Here is a 23483-nt window from a genome sequence, read left to right on the forward strand (position 1 = left end):
ACGAACCCGGAAAATATAAGTCTTGAACTGTCCCGCCCGATCCGGCAGTACCGGGCTCAGACGCCGATGTCCTTGCGCACGAAGGGGAACGTGATGACCTGCCGGATCGGCGCTCCGGTGAGCAGCATGACCAGCCGGTCCACGCCGAGGCCGAGGCCACCGGTCGGCGCCATGCCGTATTCGAGCGCGTGCAGGAATTCCTCGTCCAGTTCCATCGCCTCGGGATCCCCGCTGGCCGCGCGCAGTGACTGGGCGGTGAGCCGCTCACGCTGGATGCGCGGATTGGTGAGCTCGGTGTAGCCGGTGCCGATCTCCCCGCCGAAGGCGACCAGGTCCCAGCGTTCGGCGAGCCGTTCGTCGGCCCGGTGCGGACGGGTCAGCGGGGAGACCGCGGCGGGAAAGTCCGTGTAGAAGGTCGGCGATTCGGTGCCGGGCTCGACGAGTTTGTCGTAGGCGAGCTGCACGAGTTCGGCGTTCTCCTGCTGCCCGGTGACTTCGAGTCCCGCGGCCAGACAGGCCTGGCGCAGGCTCGCGTCGTCCGTGCCCGGGGTGACCGTGCTGCCCAGGGCTTCGGAGACGGCGCGATACACCGGGATCACCGGCCAGTCCCCCGCGATGTCCACTTCGGACATCGTCCCGTCCGCGGATCGCCTGCGCACCACCGGTTTCCCGTAGACCGCGCGGGCCACCTGCTGGATCAGGGTGCGGGCGAGTTCGGCCATCTCCGTGTAGTCGGCGTAGGCCTGATACGCCTCGAGCATCGTGAACTCCGGATTGTGCGTCGCATCCGCGCCCTCGTTGCGGAAGTTCCTGCCCAGTTCGAACACCCGCTCCACCCCGGCGACGCACAACCGCTTCAGGTACAGCTCGGGTGCGATGCGCAGATACATCCGCGCGTCGTAGGCATTGAGGTGGGTGATGAACGGGCGTGCGTTCGCCCCGCCGTGCACCCGCTGCAGGATCGGGGTCTCGACCTCGAGGAATTCCTTGCCCTGCAACATTTCCCGCACCGTACGCAGCACCGTGCCGCGCAGCCGGAGCACCTCACCCGCGCTCGCCCCGGTGAGCAGGTCGAGGTAGCGGTAGCGCACCCGGGACTCCGCGTCCACGAGCCCTTTTCGCTTGTCCGGCAAGGGATGCAGGCACTTCGCGGTCAGTCGCGTCTCGCGCACGGCAACGGAGAGCTCGCCGGTACGCGAGGTGATCACCTCACCGGTGGCCGCGAGCTGGTCGCCGATGTCCAGGCCGCGGCGCACCGCGCGCAGTTCGGCGCGGCCGAGCCGGTCCGCGGTGAGCATCGCCTGCAGTTCCCCGCTCCCGTCGCGCAGCACGATGAAACACAGCCCACCGAAATCCCGTTTCGCCACCACCCTCCCGGCGACGGTGACCGTCTGTCCACTGTGGTCATCTGGGCCGAGCAGGGCGAATTCCTCGTGCAGCCCGGCCAGCCGCCGTGGGGACACCTCCGCGGGCGGGTAGGCATCGATGCCCTCGTTCTCCAGCGCGCTGAGTTTGGCCATCCGCACCCGGACCTGTTCACCGAGCTGGCGTTCGGGGGCGGCGGCATTCGCACTGGACTCGATCTCGCCCACCCGCTCGAGGAACGCGGGATCGGTGTTGCCCGGCTGGGCGAGCAGGGATCGTCTGCGGGTCGGCACGAATCCCTCGGCCATCCCGGCCACGAGTGAGACCCGGGCGAGCTGGCGGCCCTTCTGGTAGCACAGGAAGCGGGGAATCCAGGTCGGGGCGTACTTGGCGCTCGACCGGTACAGCGATTCCAGCTGGAAGTACCGGGAGAAGAAGCGCAGTATCGCCCGCCAGGCGCGCAGTACCGGCCCCGCGCCGATCCGCTCCCCCTCGGCGAAAACGGCGCGGAACATGGCGAAGTTGAGCGAGATCCGGCGCACCCCGAGCCCACCGGCGGCGGCCACGACCTCGGTGACAAGGAACTCGATGATCCCGTTCACCCCGGCGCGGTCCCGGCGCATCACATCCAGGGAGAGCCCGCCGCGTCCCCAGGGCACGAAGGACAGCAGCCCGCGCAGTTCCCCTTGCGCGTCATAGGCTTCGGCCATCACACAGCGCCCGTCCGCGAGATCCCCGAGCCTGCCGAGCGCCATGGAGAACCCGCGCTCGGTCTCCTCGCCGCGCCAGGCGTCCGCGCGGGCGAGCAGTTCGGTCATCTCCTCGGCCGGGATGTCCTCGTGCCGCCGGATGCGTGTGGTGTACCCGGAGCGGCGTACCCGGGAAACGGCCTGGCGCAAGGATTTCCGTCCGCGACCGGAGAGGCTGAACCGGTCCGCCTCGATGACCGCCTCGTCCCCGATCTCGCGCGCCTTGAGGCCACCGCGCCGGTAGGCCCGCGCCCCGCGTTCGCTCGCGCCGAGCGCGCAGGGTATCCAGCCGTACTGGCGCGCCTCCTCGATCCACGCCTCGACGGCCATCGACCAGGCACTCGGATCGCCGATCGGATCGCCGCTGGCCAGGCTGCAGCCGCCGAGCACCCGATAGGTCACCGCGGCCGCGCCACCCGGGGCGAACACCACGCTCTTGTCCCTGCGGGTGGCGAAGTAGCCGAGCGAGTCCCGGTCCCCGTGTTCGGCGAGCAGTTCCCGGATGCGCAGTTCGTCGCCGGGGTTCACCAGCCGCCGGGAGCGCACCGCGGCGAAGAACACCACGACCGCGGCGAACAGCACGAGGGCCGCGGCGAACCCGATGACCAGGCTCACCCAGCGCGGGCCGATCCCGTGGATGCCGAAGAAGTGCAGGGAGATCAACCGGCCGACCGCCTGGTTGGCCGCCCAGGCGAACCGGTCCCAGGTGTTCTCCAGTTTTCCGGGGAACAGCTCGGTCAGTCCCCAGCCGAACAGGGTGACCACCACGAGCCCGCCGACGAACAGCGCGAGCGCGCGGCGCAACGCACCCTTCGCGCGCCGGGCCGGGAAAGCCGGGCGCAGCAGGATCTCCACCACGAACACCACGAGCACCAGGGCGAACATCACCGGGAGCACGTACTGCATGATCATCGGTGGTTTCCGGACCTCGAGATCCGCGTACACCTGGGAACCGCGCAGGATGAGCGTGACGAGGAAGGTCACCGCGAGGATCGACCAGAAGCCCTGCAGCAACAGCAGTACCCACAGCGCGGCCCGTTTGCGCCTGCGCAGCGCGACCCCGAGCAGGGCGAGCGCGAGCGCCATGAACAGGCTCGCATCGGCCGGGACGAAGAAGACGCCGGTCAGGATGTTCACCGGCAGCCAGAGCCAGCGCACATGACCGGGGAACACGGCGAGCACGAAGCTGCACAGCGCCATGATCTCGGTCAGCGTCGCGAGAAACGCCGCCGCCCTGTTCATCCATACGGGAGGTGTTGTGCTCGTCACGGTGGGATCCTAATGGCGACCGGGTACTCCGACCTGCTGCACGTCCGTGGTTCTGGGGAACTGTTGGTCCGCGAAGGCGATCAGGAACGGCAGCGCGGCGCGCGCGGTGTTCCAGGTGTGGTTCATGCCCGGTTCCTCGCGCAGCGCCACCCGCTGTCCCCTGGCGAGCAGTGAGCGGGCGAGCCGCTTGGCGACCTGCACATCCACCCGGGACCCCATTCCGGCGTCGATCATCGCCGCGATCGGCTGGGTGAACCGCATCCGCGGGATGTAGGCACGCGGATCGTTCGCGGCCGCCAGCGCCTTGTCCCCGCCGAGCAGCGAGGCGTCCGTTCCGAGGGTGTCGTAGGGAAGGGTGATCAGCATCGTGGCGAACTCCGGCAGATGACGCAGGCCCACGTTCAGCGCGCAGAATCCACCACCGGACATCCCGCCGATCGCCCGGTCACCCCGATCGGCGAGGGTGCGGAACCGGTGGTCGATCTGCCCGACGACGTGCTCGGTCAGGTAACTCTCCAGCCGCGGACCGTGCGGAACGTTCAGGCATTCCCAATCGGTCCCCGTATCGCCCGCGGTCATGTCCGCCCCGACCAGGATCATCGGGCGCACCAGGTGATGACTGTAGAGCTGATTCATGGTGCCGACGGCGTCACCGGCGGTGAACCAGTCGTCCGAGGTCCCGCCCGGATAACCGTGGATCAGGTACACCACCGGATAGCGCCGGTTCGCATTGGCCGGATCGTCGTAGCCCGGTGGCAGCAACACGTTCGTCGATCCGGCTCCGGGAGTCAGCCCCGGGTCGGGCAGCGGGATCCGCACCAGTCGCGGCTGGTCCCCGCCCGCCCGCGCGCTGCGGGCGAACTTCAGCGCCTTGGCCCCGCGCGCACCCGGATCGTCCTGATCGCCGCCGTTCGTATCGTCCACGATCATCCGGCCGAGCGGGGCGATGAACGAGGGACCGCGGGCGAGCACCATTCCCAGATCGTGCGGGGTACGAATATATCCGACATAACTATTCAAGCCGGCCAATCCGGCGAGCAATGCGAATACCACGACACCGACGAGAAGAATGCTTTTCTTTACCTTGCGTTGACGAAGCCAAAACCAAAAGACGAGACAGGCGATCGCGAATACCGTCAGTGCGATCCAGATCCACTCTCCGTCGAGCGAACCCGCAGTCCTGGCATGTTCCACCACGTCCGCGGGCAGCACGGGACCCGGATCGAACCCACGGGCTCCTCGACCGTCCGTCATTTCTCTCCTCGCCGACACGATTTCCCGCAAGATTCCGCACAAGCAGGACGCGTGAACCACCGAAAGGTTGGTTCGGGATCAAACGATGCCCAATCGGGCGGTAAGCCATTCTAGCGCGTCCGAGAATCCACGATTCCACACATTCCAATCATGGCCGCCCTGGGGAGTCTCGTACCGCACCGCCATTCCCGCGCGTCCGCAGGCGGCGGCCGCCCGGCGCACCTCGGGGCCGTACTCGGTGTCCTGCGCCCCGGCCACGAACCACCCCGCGCTGTGCGGGAACCGCTGCCGCGCAAGAATGTCCAGCGGATTCGCCGCACGGAAAGCCCGCGTGTTCCCGCCGAACCCGGTCCTGATCGCGCCGGTGACCGTGCCGAGGGTCTGCGGGGCCTCGCCGGAAAGATCGAGGAAGGTCGGGAATCGCATGGCATCGCGAACCCCCAGCTGCAGCGCGCAGCTGCCCCCGTAGGAGAGCCCGCCCACCGCCATCTCCGGATTCACCCGGAAATGCGCGCGCAGCCAGTCCGGCACATCCACCGCGAGATAGCTCTCCACCTTGCCCAGCCGGGAATCCATGCACAGCATGCCGGTCTCGTCATCGGGTCCGGTGTCGTCCGGCATGACCACGATCGGGGCCACCCCGCCGTGCCGTTCGGCGAAGGCGTTCAGCACGTGTTCGAGCCCGCCACTGGCCAGCCACTGCCCCGGATCACCCGGTTCGCCGTGCAGCATCTCCAGCACCGGGAACCGTTCCGCCGGACTGTGATCATAGGCGGGCGGCAGGTACACCCGCGCCGGACGGGCGGCGAACCCCGACACCACGCCGGGAATCTCGAGCGTGCGCACCTCGCCGATCGAACCGCGCAGCCGGGGATCCGGATCGGGCCCGACGCCCGCCACCCCGAAACACACCAGCAGCCCGGCTCCGGCCACCGCCAAGACCAGCCGCGCGAGCACGCGCCTCGACCACACGGGCACACCGTAACCGCCCCGCGTGAAGAACGTGTCTGTTCAGCCGCCCTGCTGCCGCTCCCCGCCGAACCGCTCCCCCAGCTTCGCCCGGACCACCCCGGCCGCGCCTTGCACCGCCGGATGATCCGCGACCCTGCGGTAGGCGCGCACCAGCTGCTCGTAGCGCTCCCTTCCCGCCCGCGAACCGAGCACATAACCGACCGCGACCCCGAGCACGAACACGCGCATCACCAACACACCCTCATCCGACTCACCACAGCTGGACGACCATTCTCCCATGTCAGCTCGCTGCCGTCCCGGTGCGCCCCGCGTGTGCGGGGGTCCTCTCGAGGCGCCGATCGGGCATGCGCTAGAGTTACTACTCGTCACGGCGAGCCGCGACGAAAGAGCAATCCCCGGTAGCTCAATTGGCAGAGCATTCGGCTGTTAACCGAAGGGTTACTGGTTCGAGTCCAGTCCGGGGAGCTCCACCCTTTTGCGAAGGACAGTTCTCATGTCCGGCGAATCCCACGACGAGTTGCTGAACCGCCTGGCGCGGCAACCGTTCCGCGCCAAGTTCCAGCTGCGCGGCCCGGATCGCGCCAAGGCCGAACTCACCGCGTCGGCAACGATCCGCATGCACGCGCACGACCTCATCGCACAACGGCTCGCCCCCGCCGAACCGCGCAAGGACGGCAAGCAGACGCCCTACCGCGGGCACCCGGTGTTCGTCGCCCAGCACGCGACGGCGACCTGCTGCCGGAACTGCCTGCGCACCTGGCACCGCATCCCGAAGGGCCGCGCACTCGACCGCGCCGAACGGGAATACGTCGTCGACGTGCTGTGCCGGTGGATCGAACGGGAACTCGAGGACTGATCAGGCCCGCTGCTCGAGCAGGGAACCCACACCGTCGAGGATCCGCTCGAGCCCGAACTCGAACGCCTTGTTCTGGCTGTCGTGTGTCTCGGCCGACTTCATCGCCGCCAGCAGTGCGGGGAAGCGCTCCTCGCGACCGCGCACCAGTGCGGTGAACCGGCCCTCGATGCCGTCCTCGGAAACCCGCGCCACTCCCTGCTGGACCAGCGAGCGCACATGTCCGGACAGTGTCGCCGCCACGTCGAGTTTCTCCCCGCCCTCGAGCCCGGTTCCGTCCAGCGCGGCCACCGACTCCTCCAGCCAGCCGAGCTCGTTCGGCCCGAAGGGGCGCCGTCCCACGGTCGTCCGCAGGGTCCACGGGTGCCGCCAGAACCGTTCACTCATGCGCAGCGCCCAGGCATACAGCCGCGGCCGCCAGCCGCCCTCGACCTCCGCGAGCCGGGGCGGTTCTCCGATCGCGATATCGGTCATCAGCGCGACCAGTTCGTTCTTGCCCGGCACGTAGCGGTAGAGCGCCATCTTGGTCACCCCGAGCGCGGCGGCCACGCGCTGCATGGTGACCGAGTCGATCCCCTCGGCATCGGCGAGCGCGATCCCCTCCCCGGCGATCGCGTCCAGCCGAAGGGTCGGCCGGGGACCGCGCTTCGGCGCGGCAAGGCCCTCCCACAGCAAGGCCGTGGCCTCCTCGGTACCCATGCGCACTCCCTGCTCGTTCGATCGTCCTTGCGGTCCGGTGAAACTGCGTCTATCGTACACTGTGTCTGAGGGAAACAGTTTTGATCGGAGCGATATGAACACTTCCGCGTTGAGCCATCTCCGGATACTCGTCTCCGGTGCCGGTGTGGCCGGCCCCGCGCTCGCCTACTGGCTCGGGGTGCACGGCGCACGGACGACCGTCGTGGAACTGGCGCCCGCCCTCCGGGAGAGCGGGTTCACCGTCGACTTCCGCGGACCCACGCACTTCTCGGTGCTGGAGCGGATGGGCGTGCTCGACGAATTGCGCGCGGTACGCACCGGTGGCGGCGCCAAGATCGTCGTCGACGAGCACGACCGCGAGCGCTACCGCTTGCCCGCCGAGTTCTGCGGCGGCGACCTCGAGGTGCACCGCGGCGACCTGTCCCGTGTCCTGTACGAACGCAGCACGGACACCACCGAGTACCTCTTCGGCGAAACGATCACCGCGCTGCACCAGGATTCCGCGGGGGTCCGGGTGGAGTTCGAATCGGCGCCCGCGCGCACCTTCGATCTCGTGATCGGTGCGGACGGCATCCATTCCGGTGTCCGCCGCCTCGTGTTCGGGCAGGAGACGAACTTCGTGCACCACCTCGGTTACTACCTCGCCGGGTGGGACCTGCCCAACGACGAGGGATTCGACACGATCTCGCGGATGTACAACACTCCCGGACGGCTGGCGAGCGTCGCCGCCGATCATCGCGATGCCAAGCGGGCGGGCACCATGTTCGCCTTCACCGCTCCGGCGCTGAGCTACGGCCTCCGCGATATCGAACGGCAGAAATCCTTCGTGCGTACCGCATTCGCCGGAATGCGCTGGCATGTTCCGGACCTGCTCGCCACCCTCGAGGACGCTCCCGAGCTGTACTTCGACTCGATCAGCAAGGTCACGGTCCCCTACCTGACCGAGGGACGCGTGGCACTGCTCGGCGACTCCGCCTGGGGTGTCACCCTCGGCGGCATGGGAGTGGGGACCGGAATCGTCGGCGGTTACGTGCTCGCCGGTGAACTCGCCGCGGCTCGCGGTGACCACCGCACCGCGTTCAGCGCCTACGAACGGCGCATGTGGCGGTTCGCCGGACGCTGGCAACGAGCCGCCAGCCCGGGCCGGTTCCTCGCCCCGGCCAGCGCGTCCGGGCTGTGGCTGCGCGACACCCTGTTCAGGCACTCCCTCATGCAGCGCATGCTGGTCAGCGGCAGCGGTTCACTCGCCAAGGACGACGGGCTCCCCGACTACCCCGCCGCATAGCCGGGCGAACTCCTCGGCCGTGCGCACATCCGCGGTCGACTGTGCGAGCACCACCAGCGTCGCCGCATGCACCTCGTCCGCGGACATGCCACCCTGACCGGCGTCCGGGTGGTCGTAGGTCGCCGCCGCATCCGAGAGCACGAGCACCTCGAAGTCGAGGAACATCGCATCCCGCGCGGTCGCCTGCACACAGTCCTCCGTCGTCACCCCGCACAGCACCAGCGTGCGCACCCCGGCCAGCCGGTCCCGCAGATCCGTACCGTGGAACGCGCTGTACCGCGTCTTCGCCAGCACCGGCTCCTCCGGGGACCGGTCCAGATCCGCGTACAGCTCCGTTCCCGGAGTGCCATCGATCAGTGCGGTACGTTCCGCCACCGCCGGATAGATCCGGGCGAACATGCCCATGTCCGTGCCGTCCCGGTTGTGCGCGTGCCGGGTGAACAACACCGGCATCCCGGAGGCACGGGCCGCCGCGATCGCCCCGTTCACCACCGGCATCATCGCCCGGCCCTGCGCCACCTCCAGTGGAGCACCCTCCAACAGGAAATCGTTCTGCATATCGATCACCAACAGCGCCGCACACCGCGGATCGATACCGTCAATCCGGTAGCCCATCGCCTCACCAAGCCCCGTTGCCCGTTTTGCCGGAAGCTTATGTCGCGGATATGACGACCGTCAACCATAAGCTATCCCTGGTGGATGCACCCAGGCCATCCTGCCGCGACCCGGCACAGCCGTGTAACCTGGCCCGCCGGAGACACCACGGGGCAGTAGCTCAGTTGGTCAGAGCAGGGGACTCATAATCCCTTGGCCGCCGGTTCAAGTCCGGCCTGCCCCACTACCTTCATCCCTCCCGCAAACCTGCGAAAGCGGTCCATGTCGAGCACCGCGGCGACTGGCGCTTCTTCCTCGCGAGGTGGCAAATGGGTGGCAACGTGCAACCAGCCGGCCCGACGCACCCGCACCAGATGGAGAAGATCGGCGACCAGAATGTCCGTGTGGCACTTGCATGGAGGCCAACGGCATTGAGGTAGAACAGCCCTGTCCCGGTTGTCCTCTGCGCGGTGACATGTCGTTCTGCCTGTGTCCGCGGGTTGGCTGGCTTTGGCCGCTTGATTCTGGGCCCAGCAGCTCGGCACCGCGCAGACGGTCAGTGATGCCCGCATCCTCGAGATGCTTGGTCGGTAGCCGGCCCTAATCGGCGTCCTGTGCCTCGATCAGGTCGAGGTCGCGGACGCAGAAGCGGTGGTGCTCGAAGGTCTCGTTGAGCACCGTGCTGAGGCACTGTCGAACCGAGCGGCCCCGGGCGTACGGCGGCCAGACATCGTCGTCGGGCACCGGCGCTCGCGCCGCGAGCTGCTCAACGGTGACCTGGTCGAGCCAGGACTCGAGCTCGGCAGCCTGTGCCGCACACACACTCACGATCTCGTCGAGAGCCGGATCTAGCGAGAGGTCGAGCCCGTGCGCTTCACGGTAGGGCTCGAGGGTCGTCCCGATGCCCATCGGCGTGAACAGCTCCGTCGAGCCCAGGCAACAGCGGCGGAACCACGAGTCATGGACGAAGACCAGGTGGCGCATGGTCTGCACCGCCGACCACTCGTCATTCACGCTGCGGCGCTCGATACCGGGCGTACGGCGGATTCGGCCGATCGTGTCGGCCCAGCTGGCATGGAGCTGACGCGATGCCTCGCGCAGATCGGCAGGGTCCTCGGAGCGGATCAGCGACCGCACCGGATGACGCCGGTCGAGCTCTGCTTCGACGTACTCGGTGACCTCGACACCGTTCACCACGAGGTTGGTGATGAGCCCGTCGATCACGGCATCCTGCATGACTACGCCGATCAGACGTGCCCCGGTCAGGTCGCACTCGCGGAACTCCACACCATGCAGATCCTCGTCGACATACCGTGTCATGATCCGAATACTAGGTTCGATCGTCGACGAGCACGAGCAGATCCTGGGAGCGTCAGCAGCCCAGAGGTGAGATCATCGGGGAATCAGATGACCGAGTCTTCAGCACGGCTCGCAGCAGGGCCTTCCCCTAAAATCGCCCCGGGTCCAGTATGTCCTTGGGTGGACGCGGGATTTTCCGATTATCGGCTCTGGCGTACTTTCCGTGAAGTTGGGTCGTGCGAGAAGGATGCCTTTTCGGAGGAGATCGAGGTTGGCGCGGCCGTACAGTCGTCGCCTGGCGTGTCCTTGTGCCGGCGCTCAAATAACGGGCCTTTCCAGCGTGGGGCTACTTGGTTGCGGTCACCTGCTTTCGTTTCGACGAAATGCCGGGCAGCGAGGTAGCGGACCTTGATCGCGGCTTGCCACCGCCCTGCGCCACATCCCGGCCTCGAATTCGCGGCGCGCTGATCCCGGCCTGCATCACCGATTCTTTAATCGTAGTGAAGCTCATCCGGCGACCGGCGATGCAGCAATCGCCACCTATCATCGAATCCGCTCTCGAGAAGCTGAAACGGGTCTTCGAGGACTGCCGAAAGTTCCCGGTCGTAGCGGCGCACAACCCGCCGGAGGGCCGTCCGCGCTTCTCGAGCCGGAACACGTGGACTCGCCCGTCCTGCGGGCTTCGCTGTCCGGAGGGGTACTTCTCGTTCTCCAATCGCGCGAGGTGCTGGCTGATAGCGCCCTGTGCGACGCCGATCCCCTCGGCCGGCTCGTTGGAGGTGGTGTTCCGCTCCGGTTGGATCCACGGGCCCACGAAGAGCTGGCTGATTCGCGCGGCCAGGGCGCCCATCCGTCGTCTCGTCGGCGACCATCGGCCAAACCTTTCGCGAGCGGCGCCTTGCCGTCCACCCGATCGCGCTGCGCCTGGTGAGCCCGAATCGGGCCTTGATCGCCCGGACGGCTTCTCTTTCCCGACGCCCGCGACACCGAGGACGGTGCACGTCTCGTCGGTAAGGCGGCCATCCCGCCGATGATGGCCGCCTTGCCGGCGGCGTCCAGCGGCAGGAAGAGCACGACGAGGACGCCCGGGTAGATCAGGCCACAGAGCACGAGGAAAGCGATACCGACCTTGAACCAGATCGGCCTCTGGCGATCCAGGAACGACACGCAGTCCCGATAGGATCGCGTCTTCCGGGGAAAGGGGCACACGGTGAGCGAAGCGGTCGGGCCGATCCTGCGGACCCCGCGGTTGGTTCTGGAACCGATCAGCGCGGGCGACAGCACGGAGCTCTTCGAGGCCGTCGTCAGCCAGGACAGTGTGATGCGGTGGCTGGCCACTCGCCAAGCGGGCACCCGGGCGGACGCGGAAACCATGTGCCACAACGACATCACCCACTGGGCGGAGCACGGTTTCGGCCAGTTCGCGGTGCGGGATGCCGCGACGCGGGAGTTCCAGGGCCGGGCCGGGCTGCGGCACCGCCCCGAACACGGCACGGATCTCGGTTTCGCGCTCGCACCGCGGTGCCACGGCCGCGGAATAGCACGGGAGGCCGGCGCCGCCTGCCTGGACTGGGCGTTCGATGGGCTCGGCCTGCAGGTGGTCTTCGGTTTCGTCCTGCCGGACAACGTGGCCTCGATCGCCCTGCTGCGCCGTCTCGGCGGCACGGAGGCCGGAACCGTCGTGTCGAGCGGGCACCACTGCCTGCGGTTCCGGTTCAGTAGACGAGAATGACCATCAGCAGTGCGATGACTATCCCGGAAACCCCGCACAGCGCGCCCGCACCGGAGGTCCGGCGGTCCGCGGATTTCTCGACGCCGATCGCGCCGAGTACCGCGGCGGCGACCCCGAAGAGAAAACCGACGATGCCAACATAGGGCAGCAGACCGAAAACAATCGAGAGCGCACCGAACACCAGCGCGAGAACGGCGAGAACATTGGATTTCCCGGGCTCCGCGAGCGCACGTTCGAGGGCTGCCCGGCGGCGGCGTTCGGCGGCGAGTTCCCGTTCGAGGCTGCGCAGGCGGGCCTCGCACTCCCAGCGCTGACACTGCGCGTACTCCGCGCGCGCCGCCCTCCGCGGGCCCAGCCGCCGTGCGTCGCTCGTGTTCGAACCCGCCATCATCACTCGGTATCGGTCAAGCAGGCCCGGCCGTTTCGCACCCGGGCGAAGTTGGGCCGAATGGCCCAATCGCACTACGACGGGCGAGCCAGCGGACGGATCAACCGGTCACGATGCGCAGGATCGCCTTCCCATCCTGGATCGCCGGCAGCTGCACCGTGACCGCACCGGGTTCGGCCGTGGGCTTCTCGGTGCCACAGCCCTGGCCGGGGCTCGCGAAGGTGCCCGATCCGCCGAGGCTCCCCGATCCTCCGAGGGTGCCCGATCCGCCACCCGAGGAGTGGAACACGAAGGTGGAGCAGCCGGGTTTGAGTGTGCCATTGCCTCCCCCGCCGTCGCTCAGGGTGAGATCGATATCGACGCTGTCGGCCCGGACCTTCGTCACGGCCAGTCTGCCTGGCGCTGAGCCACCCACCCGGATCTTCACCGGAGCGGAGACCTGCACCTCGCAGCTTCGGCCGGCGCAGGCCGCGTAGTCCGTACCGTCCGCCGCCGTAGGCGCCACACTGGACGGGGCCGCGGACCGGCTGGGCGGGCTGCTGCTCGTGCTCGGCGCCGCGGAGCTGTGCGGTGCCTGCGCGGTTCCCGCCCCGCCCGAACAACCGCTCGTCACCAGCGCGGCGAGCACCGTACCTCCTGCCGCGCAAGTCCATCGGAACATCCTCGAAGTAGTCACCCGCGGGACCATAGGCTCGCTTTCCGGGACCGGTCCCGGACGTTCGGTAGCCTGCGGGGCATGAACTGGAGCGAGCGAGCGATCGGCGACCAGTCGGGACGGACATTCGTGGTGACCGGGGCGAATTCGGGCCTCGGCCTCCGGGTGGCTCGGGTACTCGGTGAACACGGTGCCCGGATTCTCCTCGCCTGCCGCTCGGAATCGCGGGGCGCGCAAGCGGTGCGGCAGGTTCCGGGCGGGGAGCTGGTGCGCCTGGATGTCGCGGAGCTGCCCTCGGTGCGCTCGGCCGCCGGAGAGATCCGGGAGCGGACCGGCGATCGCCTCGACGGCCTGGTCAACAACGCCGGAATCACCTGGCCCCCGTTGCGGCGCACCACCGAGGGGTTCGAGTCGACCTTCGCCACCAACCATCTGGGCCACGCGGCGCTGACCTGGTTGCTCATGGCCGCACTGCGCGGCGCCGAGGCAGCCCGGGTGGTGCACGTCGGCAGTATCGCGGCGCGTGGCGGCGGCCTCGATCTGGCGGATCCGAACTACCAGCGCCGCCCCTATCGGGCCTATACCGCGTACATGCAGTCGAAGCAGGCCAATCTGCTGTTCGCACTGGAGCTCGACCGGCGGCTGCGCGCGGCCGGGGAAACCGTGCGCAGTGTCGCCGCGCATCCGGGCATGACGCGGACCGAACTGTTCCCGAACGCCACCCGCAGCGGTGGTCCGCGCGCGACCGCCCTGCTGCGGGCGCTGAATCCGCTGATCGCGCAGTCGGTCGAGAGTGGGGCGCTGCCGCTGTTGCGTGCCGTGACCGCCGGGGACGGCGGCGAGTACTACGGGCCCTCCGGCCCGATGGAGATCCGTGGCGGCACCGGACGAGCGCGTATTCCGCACAGTGCCGCGAACCCGGAAACGGCCCGGCGGCTCTGGGACCTCACGGCCGAACTCACCGGCGTCGCCCCGGATCCGGCCGGATGACCGCATTTCGTACCGAATCTCTCGAATGAGATTTGTCTCGGCGCAGCGCCGATTTCTCTGGTTACGGTGGGGCTCGCCGTGCTGGTGAAAGGAATGCGCCTTGATGAACGGTCGGCGGTGGCTCGTTCTCGCGATCTGTTGTATGAGCCTGTTCATCGTCACCCTGGACAACACGATCGTGAATATGGCGCTGCCCGCGATCCGGCGGGATTTCGGTTCCTCGCTCTCGGAATTGCAGTGGACGATCGATGCCTACACGATCGTCCTGGCGAGCCTGCTGATCCTGTCCGGCTCGGTGGCGGACCGGATCGGGCGTAAGCGCACGTTCCAGGCCGGTCTGCTCCTGTTCAGCCTCGGCTCGCTGCTGTGCGGACTGGCGCCGGGCACCGGTCCGTTGATCGGATTCCGTGCGCTGCAAGCGATCGGTGGCTCGATGCTGAACCCGGTCGCGCTCTCGATCATCACCAACACCTTCCCCGAACCGCGGGAACGGGCGAACGCGATCGGGGTGTGGGGCGGGGTGATCGGGCTGAGCATGGCGCTGGGGCCGGTGCTCGGCGGAATGCTCGTGGACCTGGTGAGCTGGCGTGCGGTGTTCTGGATCAATGTTCCGGTCGCCGGGCTCGCGATCCTGCTCGTCGCCGCGTTCGTGCCCGAGTCGAGGGCACCGCACGCAAGAAGGCTCGATCCGCTCGGCCAGCTCGCGATGACGATCCTGTTGCTAACACTGGTTTCCGGGATCATCGAGGGCCCGCGTTCCGGCTGGGGCAGCGCACCGATCCTCGGGTGTTTCACGGTCGCCCTGGCCACCGGCGTGTTCTTCGTCCGGCACGAATGGCGCAGGGACGAGCCGCTGCTCGACCCGCGCCTGTTCGCTTCCCGCCCGTTTTCCGGGGCGATCGTGATCGCGCTCGCCGCGTTCGCCGTGCTGTCCGGATTCCTGTTCCTCAACATCCTGTATCTGCAGTCGGTGCGCGGTTTCTCCGCGCTCTACGCCGGGATACTCACGCTCCCGATGGCGGGCGCCAACGGCGTCTTCGCGCTGATCTCCGGCTGGCTCACCGGCCGGATCGGCGCCCGCCTGCCGCTGATGATCGCCGGGGCGGCCATGGTCGCGGCCACGCTCCTGCTCACCGGCCTCACCGCGACCATGAGCATCGGATACCTGGTCACGGCGTACCTGTTGCTCGGTATCGGGCTCGGCATGGTGAACTCACCGATCGTCAGCACCGCCCTGTCCGGGATGCCACCCGCGCAGGCGGGCACGGCGGCCGCGGTCGCGGCGACCAGCAGGCAGATCGGCACCGCGCTCGGCGTCGCGGTGCTCGGCTCGATCCTCAGCTCGGCCACCACTGGGCCGGTGCAGGCCGGTTTCCTGACCGCGAACCGGATCTCCTGGTGGATCATGACCGGCGCGGGCGCGCTCATCCTCGTACTCGGCCTCCGGACCGCGGGCCCGTTCCGGAGCGCACCGCGTTAGGCCGCCTGGCCAGGGCCGGGCAGGAGGTCCAGGTCCGTGGCGTGCATCGGCGCACCGCACACCGAGCAGTGCGGTTCGACATGGCTGATCTCTCCGCAGGCGTGGTGCCGGTACAGCACCGGCGGCCCCGCCTCCCCCGCGGTCCAGCGGTCTCCCCAGCGCACCATGACCAGCAGCAGATCGCACAGTTCGGTGCCCTTCGCGGTGAGCACGTACTCGTGCCGCGGCGGGCGTTCGGAGTACTCGCGCCGTTCCAGGATGCCGTTACCGACGAGCCCCTTCAGGCGCTCGGCCAGCACTTTGCGGGAGATACCGAGGTCCTGCTGGATCTGTTCGAAGCGGGTCATCCCGACGTAGACGTTCCGCAGGATCAGCGGGGACCACGGCTCACCGATCACATCGAGGGTGCGGGCGATCGAGCACGCCATGGTGCCGAACTGGGTGCGCTGCATGCCCGAATCCTAGAACACAAGGGTTCCCTCAGGGAACTGAGTGCGCTATCGTTCGTTCCCTGGGGGAACAATCCTGGAGGGAGCAAGCCATGAACCGTCCATCCGTCGTCTCCGCTCCGGAATGGCAGACTGCGCGCGATGCCTTGCTGGTCAAGGAGAAGGAGCTCACCCACGCCCTGGACGCGCTGGCCGCGGAACGCAGGCGGCTGCCGATGGTCCGGCTGCGCACGGACTACCCGTTCACCGCGCCGGACGGCCGCACGGTCGCCCTCGGTGACCTGTTCGACGGCCGCCGTCAGCTGGTGATCTACCACTTCATGCTGGGGCCGGGACAGGACTCGGTGTGCAGCGGGTGCTCCTCGTTCACCGACAACCTCGCCGATCAGTCGCACCTCAACGCCAGGGACACCACGCTGATCCTGATGTCGCCCGCACCGCAGGCCGATATCGAGGTGCTGCGCCGCCGGTTCGGCTGGACGGTGCCCTGGTATTCCGCCCATGGCAACGATTTCTACGCCGATCTCGGCCTCGGCGAGATGTTCGGGATCAGCGTGCTGCTCCGCGACGGCGACGAGGTGTTCCGCACCTACTACACCACCGCGCGCGGGGTCGACCGGCTCCGGATGGATTTCAACCTGCTGGACCTGACCCCGTACGGCAGGCAGGAGCAGTGGGAGGACTCGCCGGAGGGCTGGCCCCAGGATCCGACGATGTCCTGGATCCGTTCCCGCGACGAGTACTGATCCGCTCCCATGGCCGAGAACACCGCGGTGATCAGCGGAATCCACCACCTGAAGATCCCGGTCTCGGATCTGGCGGTCAGCAGGGCGTGGTACGAGAAGGTGTTCGACTATCGGGTACGGATCGAGTTCCCCGATGCCGACGGCACGGTGCGCGGTGTGGCGGGCGAGATCGGCGGAATCACCGTGGCACTGCGGGAGAATCCGGCCGCCGCACGCGGAGCGAGCGGTTTCGACCCGATCTGCTTCGCGATACCCGACCGGGCGGCCGCGCGGGCCTGGGCTGCCCGGCTGGCGCGGCTCGGGGTGGAGCACACCCCGCCCGGAGAGGGCACCCAGGGCTGGGTGGTGCAGGTCCTCGATCCGGACGGTATCGCGATCCGGCTCTACAGCACGGCCACGGAGGACACCACGGATCGCCGCGGCACACCCGGTTATCCCCGCCGCGCCGAACAGTCCCATCGGAACCCGGATGATCGCTAGGATCGCGGCATGACGGAATCCGTGGCCCTGCCGGGCGAACTGCGGGAGTTGCTGGCGACCGGCCCGCTCGTGCACCTGAGTACGGTGAACGCCGACGGCAGCCCGCAGGTGACGGTGATCTGGATCGGCCTGGACGGCGAGGAACTGGTCAGCGGGCACATGACGCGGCACCGGAAAGTGCGCAATATGGAACGGGATCCGCGCGTCGTGCTGTCGTTCACCGCTCCGCGCACCCCCGGTGTCTTCCTGAACGAGTACGCGAGCCTGCGGGCCAGGGCCCGGGTCGAGCCCAGTGACCGGGCCTGGAATCTGCTCGACGATCTGGCGAAGGTCTACATGGGACCGGATACCGAATTCCCCGCGCCCCAGGGACCCGGCTACATCGTGCGCTACTCGGTCGAGCGGATCGGCGGGGTCGGCCCGTGGGTCGCGCACTGAGGTGAATTCCCTGCTGCCACCGCGATTGCGCCCGGGCGACCGGGTGCGGATCGTGTCCCCGGCGAGCCCGCCGGACCGTGCCGGGGTCGAGCGCGGCGCGGAGGTGTTCTCCTCCTGGGGACTACGGGTGGAGTTCGGCACGCATGTCTTCGACCGCTGGGGCTATCTGGCGGGCCGGGACGAGCAGCGGGCCGCGGACCTGAACGACGCGCTCGCCGATCCCGGGGTGCGCGCGGTGTTCGCGAGCAGGGGCGGCAAGGGCGCGTACCGGATCACCGAGCTACTCGAAACCGCTGCACTGCAAGACGATCCGAAACCACTGGTCGGGTTCAGCGATATCACGCACCTGCATCTGGCGCTGTGGTCCCGCTGCGGGCTCGCCGGTCTGCACGGGCCGTTCGCGAACTGGGACGCGAGCTGGTCGGGCCCGGAATCGGCGCGGGCGCTGCGGAACGCGCTGATGACAACGGATCCGGTGACCGTGCGCCGGGATCCGGGCGAGCCGAGCGCCGCGGTGACGGTCGAGGGCACCGCGCGCGGCACCCTGCTCGGCGGGAATCTGGACGCGGTGCGCTCGCAAGCCGGGGCCGGGTTGCCGAGTTTGGCCGGGGCGATCCTGTTTCTCGAGCATCAGCGTGGGACCGGGCTCGGTGAGGTGGACCGCGCGCTGACCCAGTTGTCCCGCTGCGCCGAGGTACGCGGGCTGCGCGGGGTGGTGCTCGGCCAGTTCCCCGGTTTCGAACGCGATCACGGAGACCCGAGCCTCGGCGGCTGGGAGATCGCCGATGTGCTCCGCGACCGGCTGTCCCTGTTCGGTGTTCCGGTGCTCGGCGGAATCCCGGCCGGGCACCGTTTCCACCCGCCGACCATCCCGCTCGGCACCGAGGCGGTACTGGACACCCGGGCGGGAACGCTGACGGTGGCCGCGGCCGTGCGCTAGGAGCGGAGCTGGAACTTCTGCACTTTGCCGGTGGATGTCTTCGGCAGCGCGGTGACGATGTCCACTTCCTTGGGTGCCTTGTACCGGGCGATCGTGGCCTTCACGTGTTCGATGATCTCCTCCCCGGTCGCGCTCTTCCCTTCGGCGAGCACGACGAACGCCTTCGGTGACTCGCCCCATGTGCTGTCCGGCACCCCGACGACGGCCGCCTCGAGGACCGCGGGGTGCGCCACGATCGCCTGCTCGACCTCGATGGTGGAAATGTTCTCCCCACCGGAGATGACGATGTCCTTGGCGCGATCGCGCAGTTCGACATAACCGTCCGGGTGCACGACACCGAGGTCCCCGGAATGGAACCAGCCGCCCGCGAAGGCTTTCGCGGTTCCTTCGGGATCCCGGTAGTAGCCGGACATGACGTTGTTCCCGCGCATCACGATCTCCCCCATCGTGGCACCGTCCGCGGGCACGTCTTCCATGTCCTCGCCGACCACTCGCATCCGGTCGGCCTGCAGCATCCCGACCCCCTGCCGGGCGAGTTCGCGGGCGCGCGCCTGCGGTTCGAGCTCGTCCCACGCGCGCTGGTACTCGTTCACCGAATACGGGCCGTAGGTCTCGGTGAGCCCGTAGACGTGCACGATCCGCAGCCCCATCCGTTCGGCTTGCCCGATCGTGGTCGGCGCGGGCGGGGCACCCGCGGTGGTCACGATGAGCGAATAGTCGAGCGGGCGAGCGCTCTTGGCGTTGAGCACCGTGGTGACCACGGTCGGTGCGCCGTTGAGGTGGGTGACCCGGTGCCGCTCGATCAGCTCCCAGATGACCTCGCCGCGCACCTCGCGCAGGCACACGTGGGTGCCGCCGATCCCGGTCACCGCCCAGGGCGTGCACCAGCCGTTGCAGTGGAACATCGGCAACGTCCACAGGTAGACGCTTTCCGGGGTGTGCGTGGAATGCACGATCTCGCCGAAGGAATTCAGATAGGCACCTCGATGGGTGTACTGCACGCCTTTCGGTTTCCCGGTCGTCCCCGAGGTGTAGTTGATCGCGATCGTCGTGTTCTCGTCGTCCACGGTCCAGTCGAGCGGCCGCTCCGATCCACGGTCCCGCAACCGCTCGTACGGCACCGGGGAGCCTTCCCCGGGGGCTGCCGGATCGGTGACCGTGACGATCTCGGTGACGGTGCGCAATTCCTCGGCGATCGGCACGATACCGCCGTACAGCGCGGAATCCACGACCAGTATTTTCGCCCCGGAATGGTCGAGAATGTACCGGATCTCCTCGGCGGCGAGCCGGGTGTTGATGGCCACGAGAACGGCACCGGCCAACGGCACCGCGAAATGCGCGATGAGCATTTCCGGGATATTCGGCAGCAAATAGGCGACCCGGTCGCCCGCATCGATTCCGGAAGCCCGCAAGGCATTGGCGATCCGGGTGGCCTCCCCGGCGAATTCGCGATAGTTCAGCGAGCGGTCACCGTAGACGATGGCCTGCTTTTCCGGGAAAACGTCCGCGCTGCGGCGCAGGAAACGCAGCGGCGTGAGCTGTGTCGTCCAGACGCGGTCATCCATTCGCCTACCCTACACGGGCGACCGCGAAAATGCGTCGGAACGCGAACAGCGTGCTGCCATCGTGCAGCGCCGGGTAGGCGGCCCGCAGCCGGGGCGCCAGCTGGGCGCGGAACTCGGTGAACTCCCGCTCATCGAGCGCCTCGGCGATCGGGCGCAGTGCGGTGCCGCGCACCCAGTCCAGCACCGGATCCGCACCGTGCAGCCGCTGCTGGTACGTCGTCTCCCACACGTCGACCTCGCAGCCGGCCTCGAGCAGCAGCTCGGCATAGCGCGCGGGCTCGGCCACCGTGTCCGCGCCGCGCAGGCCGAGCCCGGAAAGCCTGGTGCGCCAGGGTTGTTCGGCGGCGAGCTCACGGATCGCCCGGTGCGAGGGCGCGTCGAAGTTGCCCGGGACCTGAAAGGCGATCCAGGCCGCGGAATCCAGCGCGCGAACCCAGCGTTCGAGCAGGTCCTCATGCCCGGGAACCCATTGCAGCACCGCATTGCACACCAGCACATCGGTGCCGGGTTCGGGAGTCCAGTCGCGCACATCGGCCACCCGCGCGTCCACTCCCCGCTCCACGGCGGCGGCCACCATCTCGGCGGAGGAGTCGAATCCGGTGATCCGCGCGTCCGGCCAGCGGCGCGGCAGATCCGCGGTCAGATTCCCCGGTCCGCAGCCGATATCGACCACAGCGCGCGGATTCTTCGCGGGAACCCGGGCGAGCAGATCGTAGAACGGACGGCCCCGGTGGTCGTCGAACGCGAGGTAGACCTCGGGATCCCACATGACTCCTCCTAAGCAGTACGCTCGTACTGTAGCAGTACATGCGTACTGTAACAGGGTGTGCGGTGATCCGCGAGTGCCCGATCGGTGTGCCTCCGGCCGGTCAGCCGTGCAGCCGCCGCGCGATCCCCGCGGTGAGCGAGCGGACCTGCGCGCGATCGGCGCCCGGATCGGGGCGCACCTGCAGCAGGATTCCGTCCACGCCCGGTTCGCGCCGTTGCACGAACCAGACTCCTCCCCCGTCGACCTCGCGGCGCTGCCGTTCGAGGATGGAGCGCTCCACGCGCTGCCGGACGGTCTGCGGTACCCGGCCCGGTGATTCCAGGGAAAACCGTTGCGGGGCAAGGTCTTCGAGGATCTCGATCCCCTCGACGACCTCCGCGGCCCGTGCCTCGGTCACCTGGAGCCGCGGATCCTCCCAGCTTGCCTTCGCGATCCGGTGCCAGCCGATCCGCCGATCCCCCTCGGCCTCGGGCAGCCACAGCCCGTGCGAGGTGACGAGCACACAGCGTTGCCCGGAACCGGCACTGGCCAGCACGTGTTCGTCCGCCTCCAGGCTCCCGCCGAAGGATTCGGGAACCCGTGTCCCGTTGATCCGCGCGGCGATCCGGCGGGCAAGGTTCACAGGACTACCCCGCTGGCCTGTTCGGAAAGCGATTTGTGCCATTGCTCGAGCGCGACGAGGTCACCGAACAGCTGCCGGTAGGAGTCCTGGTCCTCGAGTGGGGACATCCGCTGCAGCTTCGACTTGATCTCCCGGATCTGGCTGCCGACGAGCCGTTTCTGCAGTGCGGTGAGAATGCTCTGCACGTACCGGGAATCCGGCTCGTCCATGGTGTGCAAGGGTTCCACGGCGAGCTCGGTGAGCAGTGAGCGCACCGTCTGGTGTGGACAGTTGGCGGCGACGGTCTCGTTCAGCGCGGCACCGGAGAGCCCGCTCGCCGCTCCTCCCGCGGCGAGAATGCCCTCGTGCAGTTCCGCGTAGGCCTCGTGGGTGAAGGCGTCCACGGGCAGCGAATCGTAGTAGGGACCGGCCATTTCCGGATACTGCACCGCGAGCTTGAGCGCCTCGCGCTGGTTGGCGAGCACCCGGTCGGCGGGGTCGGGGCGGGCGGGTCCCTGCGGGGTGGCGGCCTCGGTCTCCTCGCGGGGCTCGCTCGGTTTACGGGTGCTCTGCCTGCCGCCACGCGCGGTCTCGCGCACCCGTTTGACCACGAATGCCTCGTCCGGCCACCCGGACCACCAGGCGAGTTTCGCCGCGTACCCGTCCCGGATCGCGGTGTCCTTGATCCGGGCGACCAGCGGCACCGTGCGCTTGAGCGCGGCGACCTGGCCGTCCACCGAGTCGAGATCGTGCTCGGCGAGGATGGCGCGCACGGCGAACTCGAACAGCGGGGTGCGCCGCGCGACCAGGTCCCGGACCGCGACATCGCCCTTGTCCTGGCGCAGTTCGCACGGATCCATGCCGTCCGGGGCGACCGCGAGATAGGTCTGGCTGGCGAACCGCTGGTCCCCGTCGAAGGCCTTGAGCGCCGCCTTCTGCCCGGCCGCGTCGCCGTCGAAGGTGAAGATCACCTCGCCGCGAAAGGCGTCGTCGTCCATGAGCAGCCTGCGCAGCACGGACATGTGCTCCTCGCCGAAGGCGGTCCCGCAGGAGGCGACCGCGGTGGTGACCCCGGCCAGGTGCATGGCCATCACATCGGTGTAGCCCTCGACGATCACGGCCTGATGGCGCTTGGCGATCTCCCGCTTGGCCTGGTCGATCCCGAACAGCACCTGGGATTTGCGGTAGATCGGGCTTTCCGAGGTGTTGAGGTATTTCGCCTGGATCGGGTCGTCCTCGTAGAGCCGGCGCGCGCCGAACCCGACCACATCGCCGCCGAGGTCCTTCAGTGGCCACAGCAGCCTGCGGTGGAACCGGTCGATCGGGCCCCGGCGTCCCTCCTTGGCCAGCTGCGCCTGGTAGAGCTCCTCGATGGTGAATCCCCTGCCGAGCAGGTGTTTGGTCAGGGTGTCCCAGCCGCCGGGCGCGTAGCCGCAGCCGAAGGTGCGCGCGGCCTGCTCGTCGAAACCGCGCTCGGCGAGGTACTGGCGGGCGGTCACCGCCTCGGCGGAGGCGAGCTGCTCGGTGTAGAACTCGGCGGCCGCGCGGTGCGCCGCGATCAGCCTGCTCCTGGTCCCCCGCTCGCGCTGCACGCTCGTGCCGCCGCCGGTGTAGGTGATCTGGTACCCGGCCCGGTCGGCGAGCCGCTGCACCGCCTCCACGAAACCCAGGTGCTCGATCTTCTGGATGAACGCGATGACGTCGCCGCCCTCACCGCAGCCGAAGCAGTGGAACAGGCCGCGTGCCGGGCGGACGTTGAACGAGGGGCTCTTCTCGTCGTGGAAGGGACAGAGTCCCTTCACCGATCCGCCACCCGCGTTGCGCAGCGCGACGTAATCCCCGATGACGTCCTCGATGCGGTTGAGCTCGCGGACCTGTGCGATATCGCCTTCCTTGATCAGACCCGCCATA

General features: G+C 68.5%; 24 protein-coding genes and 2 tRNA genes. 11 read left to right on the top strand and 15 right to left on the bottom strand.

Going from position 1 to position 23483, the window contains the following annotated elements; all coding sequences use genetic code 11:
- Positions 1 to 56: 56 nt before the first annotated feature.
- From lysX to AD72_RS05030, 4 genes are all read right to left on the bottom strand, one after another.
- Complete coding sequence (lysX, locus tag AD72_RS05015; protein WP_031465202.1) at positions 57 to 3356, bottom strand: bifunctional lysylphosphatidylglycerol synthetase/lysine--tRNA ligase LysX; 3300 nt, start codon at positions 3354 to 3356, stop codon at positions 57 to 59.
- Between the two features lie 36 nt (positions 3357 to 3392).
- Positions 3393 to 4358, bottom strand: coding sequence for an alpha/beta hydrolase (locus AD72_RS05020; protein WP_051897951.1), 966 nt, complete (start codon positions 4356 to 4358; stop codon positions 3393 to 3395).
- A gap of 357 nt (positions 4359 to 4715) precedes the next feature.
- Entirely contained in the window at positions 4716 to 5609 is an 894-nt protein-coding gene (locus tag AD72_RS05025; RefSeq protein ID WP_156365052.1) for an alpha/beta hydrolase, read from the bottom strand.
- Between the two features lie 39 nt (positions 5610 to 5648).
- Complete coding sequence (locus AD72_RS05030) at positions 5649 to 5837, bottom strand: hypothetical protein (protein ID WP_031465205.1); 189 nt, start codon at positions 5835 to 5837, stop codon at positions 5649 to 5651.
- Positions 5838 to 6001: 164 nt separating this feature from the next.
- On the opposite strand from AD72_RS05030, the gene AD72_RS05035 reads away from it, so the two are divergent.
- A tRNA-Asn gene (locus AD72_RS05035) sits at positions 6002 to 6074 on the top strand.
- Between the two features lie 28 nt (positions 6075 to 6102).
- Positions 6103 to 6465 (top strand): DUF4186 domain-containing protein, encoded by a 363-nt coding sequence (locus AD72_RS05040; RefSeq protein WP_031465206.1) that lies wholly within the window; start codon positions 6103 to 6105, stop codon positions 6463 to 6465.
- On the opposite strand, the gene AD72_RS05045 is transcribed toward AD72_RS05040, so the two are convergent.
- Positions 6466 to 7161, bottom strand: coding sequence for a TetR/AcrR family transcriptional regulator (locus AD72_RS05045; protein WP_031465207.1), 696 nt, complete (start codon positions 7159 to 7161; stop codon positions 6466 to 6468). It lies immediately after the preceding gene.
- Between the two features lie 94 nt (positions 7162 to 7255).
- Here AD72_RS05045 and AD72_RS05050 point away from each other — a divergent pair, with 94 nt between their 5' ends.
- A complete protein-coding gene (locus AD72_RS05050) occupies positions 7256 to 8446 on the top strand; it encodes an FAD-dependent monooxygenase (protein WP_031465208.1) in 1191 nt (396 codons plus the stop codon).
- Here AD72_RS05050 and AD72_RS05055 read toward each other — a convergent pair.
- The gene (locus AD72_RS05055) at positions 8402 to 9061 is read right to left on the bottom strand and encodes a cysteine hydrolase family protein (RefSeq protein ID WP_037344892.1); all 660 of its coding nucleotides are present in this window, start codon (positions 9059 to 9061) and stop codon (positions 8402 to 8404) included. The two genes, AD72_RS05050 and AD72_RS05055, sit on opposite strands and share 45 nt — an antisense overlap.
- A 149-nt stretch (positions 9062 to 9210) precedes the next feature.
- Between AD72_RS05055 and AD72_RS05060 the strand changes: the two genes are divergently transcribed.
- Positions 9211 to 9284, top strand: a tRNA-Ile gene (locus tag AD72_RS05060).
- Between the two features lie 356 nt (positions 9285 to 9640).
- Here AD72_RS05060 and AD72_RS05065 read toward each other — a convergent pair.
- Positions 9641 to 10360 carry a DinB family protein gene (locus AD72_RS05065; RefSeq protein ID WP_031465210.1) on the bottom strand — a complete coding sequence of 240 codons (720 nt, stop codon included), beginning with the start codon at positions 10358 to 10360 and terminating at the stop codon, positions 9641 to 9643.
- A gap of 325 nt (positions 10361 to 10685) precedes the next feature.
- Complete coding sequence (locus AD72_RS05070; RefSeq protein WP_031465211.1) at positions 10686 to 11189, bottom strand: MarR family winged helix-turn-helix transcriptional regulator; 504 nt, start codon at positions 11187 to 11189, stop codon at positions 10686 to 10688.
- 360 nt (positions 11190 to 11549) lie between these two features.
- Between AD72_RS05070 and AD72_RS05075 the strand changes: the two genes are divergently transcribed.
- The gene (locus AD72_RS05075; protein WP_051897955.1) at positions 11550 to 12071 is read left to right on the top strand and encodes a GNAT family N-acetyltransferase; all 522 of its coding nucleotides are present in this window, start codon (positions 11550 to 11552) and stop codon (positions 12069 to 12071) included.
- Here AD72_RS05075 and AD72_RS05080 read toward each other — a convergent pair.
- A complete protein-coding gene (locus AD72_RS05080) occupies positions 12055 to 12459 on the bottom strand; it encodes a hypothetical protein (RefSeq protein WP_156365053.1) in 405 nt (134 codons plus the stop codon). The genes AD72_RS05075 and AD72_RS05080 overlap by 17 nt on opposite strands.
- Before the next feature lie 100 nt (positions 12460 to 12559).
- Entirely contained in the window at positions 12560 to 13087 is a 528-nt protein-coding gene (locus AD72_RS05085) for a hypothetical protein (RefSeq protein ID WP_051897957.1), read from the bottom strand.
- 108 nt (positions 13088 to 13195) lie between these two features.
- Between AD72_RS05085 and AD72_RS05090 the strand changes: the two genes are divergently transcribed.
- Both AD72_RS05090 and AD72_RS05095 read left to right on the top strand, forming a co-directional pair.
- Positions 13196 to 14104 (top strand): oxidoreductase, encoded by a 909-nt coding sequence (locus tag AD72_RS05090; RefSeq protein WP_031465215.1) that lies wholly within the window; start codon positions 13196 to 13198, stop codon positions 14102 to 14104.
- A gap of 142 nt (positions 14105 to 14246) precedes the next feature.
- Positions 14247 to 15584 (top strand): MFS transporter, encoded by a 1338-nt coding sequence (locus AD72_RS05095; protein ID WP_231644735.1) that lies wholly within the window; start codon positions 14247 to 14249, stop codon positions 15582 to 15584.
- Here AD72_RS05095 and AD72_RS05100 read toward each other — a convergent pair.
- Positions 15581 to 16036 carry a winged helix-turn-helix transcriptional regulator gene (locus AD72_RS05100; RefSeq protein WP_031465217.1) on the bottom strand — a complete coding sequence of 152 codons (456 nt, stop codon included), beginning with the start codon at positions 16034 to 16036 and terminating at the stop codon, positions 15581 to 15583. The two genes, AD72_RS05095 and AD72_RS05100, sit on opposite strands and share 4 nt — an antisense overlap.
- Before the next feature lie 89 nt (positions 16037 to 16125).
- Here AD72_RS05100 and AD72_RS05105 point away from each other — a divergent pair, with 89 nt between their 5' ends.
- Genes AD72_RS05105 through AD72_RS05120 form a run of 4 tightly spaced genes read left to right on the top strand, consistent with a single transcriptional unit; the run spans position 16126 to position 18637 of the window.
- On the top strand, positions 16126 to 16779 hold the full coding sequence (locus tag AD72_RS05105; RefSeq protein WP_031465218.1) for a DUF899 domain-containing protein: 654 nt from the start codon (positions 16126 to 16128) through the stop codon (positions 16777 to 16779).
- Positions 16780 to 16788: 9 nt separating this feature from the next.
- Entirely contained in the window at positions 16789 to 17259 is a 471-nt protein-coding gene (locus tag AD72_RS05110) for a VOC family protein (protein ID WP_037344895.1), read from the top strand.
- Positions 17260 to 17268: 9 nt separating this feature from the next.
- A complete protein-coding gene (locus AD72_RS05115; RefSeq protein WP_031465220.1) occupies positions 17269 to 17697 on the top strand; it encodes a PPOX class F420-dependent oxidoreductase in 429 nt (142 codons plus the stop codon).
- A 1-nt stretch (position 17698) separates the two neighbouring features.
- On the top strand, positions 17699 to 18637 hold the full coding sequence (locus AD72_RS05120) for a S66 peptidase family protein (RefSeq protein WP_031465221.1): 939 nt from the start codon (positions 17699 to 17701) through the stop codon (positions 18635 to 18637).
- On the opposite strand, the gene AD72_RS05125 is transcribed toward AD72_RS05120, so the two are convergent.
- From AD72_RS05125 to dnaG, 4 genes are all read right to left on the bottom strand, one after another.
- Positions 18634 to 20202 (bottom strand): long-chain-fatty-acid--CoA ligase, encoded by a 1569-nt coding sequence (locus AD72_RS05125; RefSeq protein ID WP_031465222.1) that lies wholly within the window; start codon positions 20200 to 20202, stop codon positions 18634 to 18636. The genes AD72_RS05120 and AD72_RS05125 overlap by 4 nt on opposite strands.
- Positions 20203 to 20206: 4 nt before the next feature.
- Complete coding sequence (locus AD72_RS05130; protein ID WP_031465223.1) at positions 20207 to 20971, bottom strand: trans-aconitate 2-methyltransferase; 765 nt, start codon at positions 20969 to 20971, stop codon at positions 20207 to 20209.
- 100 nt (positions 20972 to 21071) lie between these two features.
- On the bottom strand, positions 21072 to 21593 hold the full coding sequence (locus AD72_RS05135; RefSeq protein ID WP_031465224.1) for a hypothetical protein: 522 nt from the start codon (positions 21591 to 21593) through the stop codon (positions 21072 to 21074).
- Complete coding sequence (dnaG, locus tag AD72_RS05140) at positions 21590 to 23482, bottom strand: DNA primase (RefSeq protein WP_031465225.1); 1893 nt, start codon at positions 23480 to 23482, stop codon at positions 21590 to 21592. Before dnaG ends, AD72_RS05135 begins: the two co-directional genes overlap by 4 nt.
- Between the last annotated feature and the right edge of the window lies 1 nt (position 23483).

The organism is Sciscionella sediminilitoris, from assembly GCF_000737195.2.
Classification (GTDB): domain Bacteria; phylum Actinomycetota; class Actinomycetes; order Mycobacteriales; family Pseudonocardiaceae; genus Sciscionella; species Sciscionella sediminilitoris.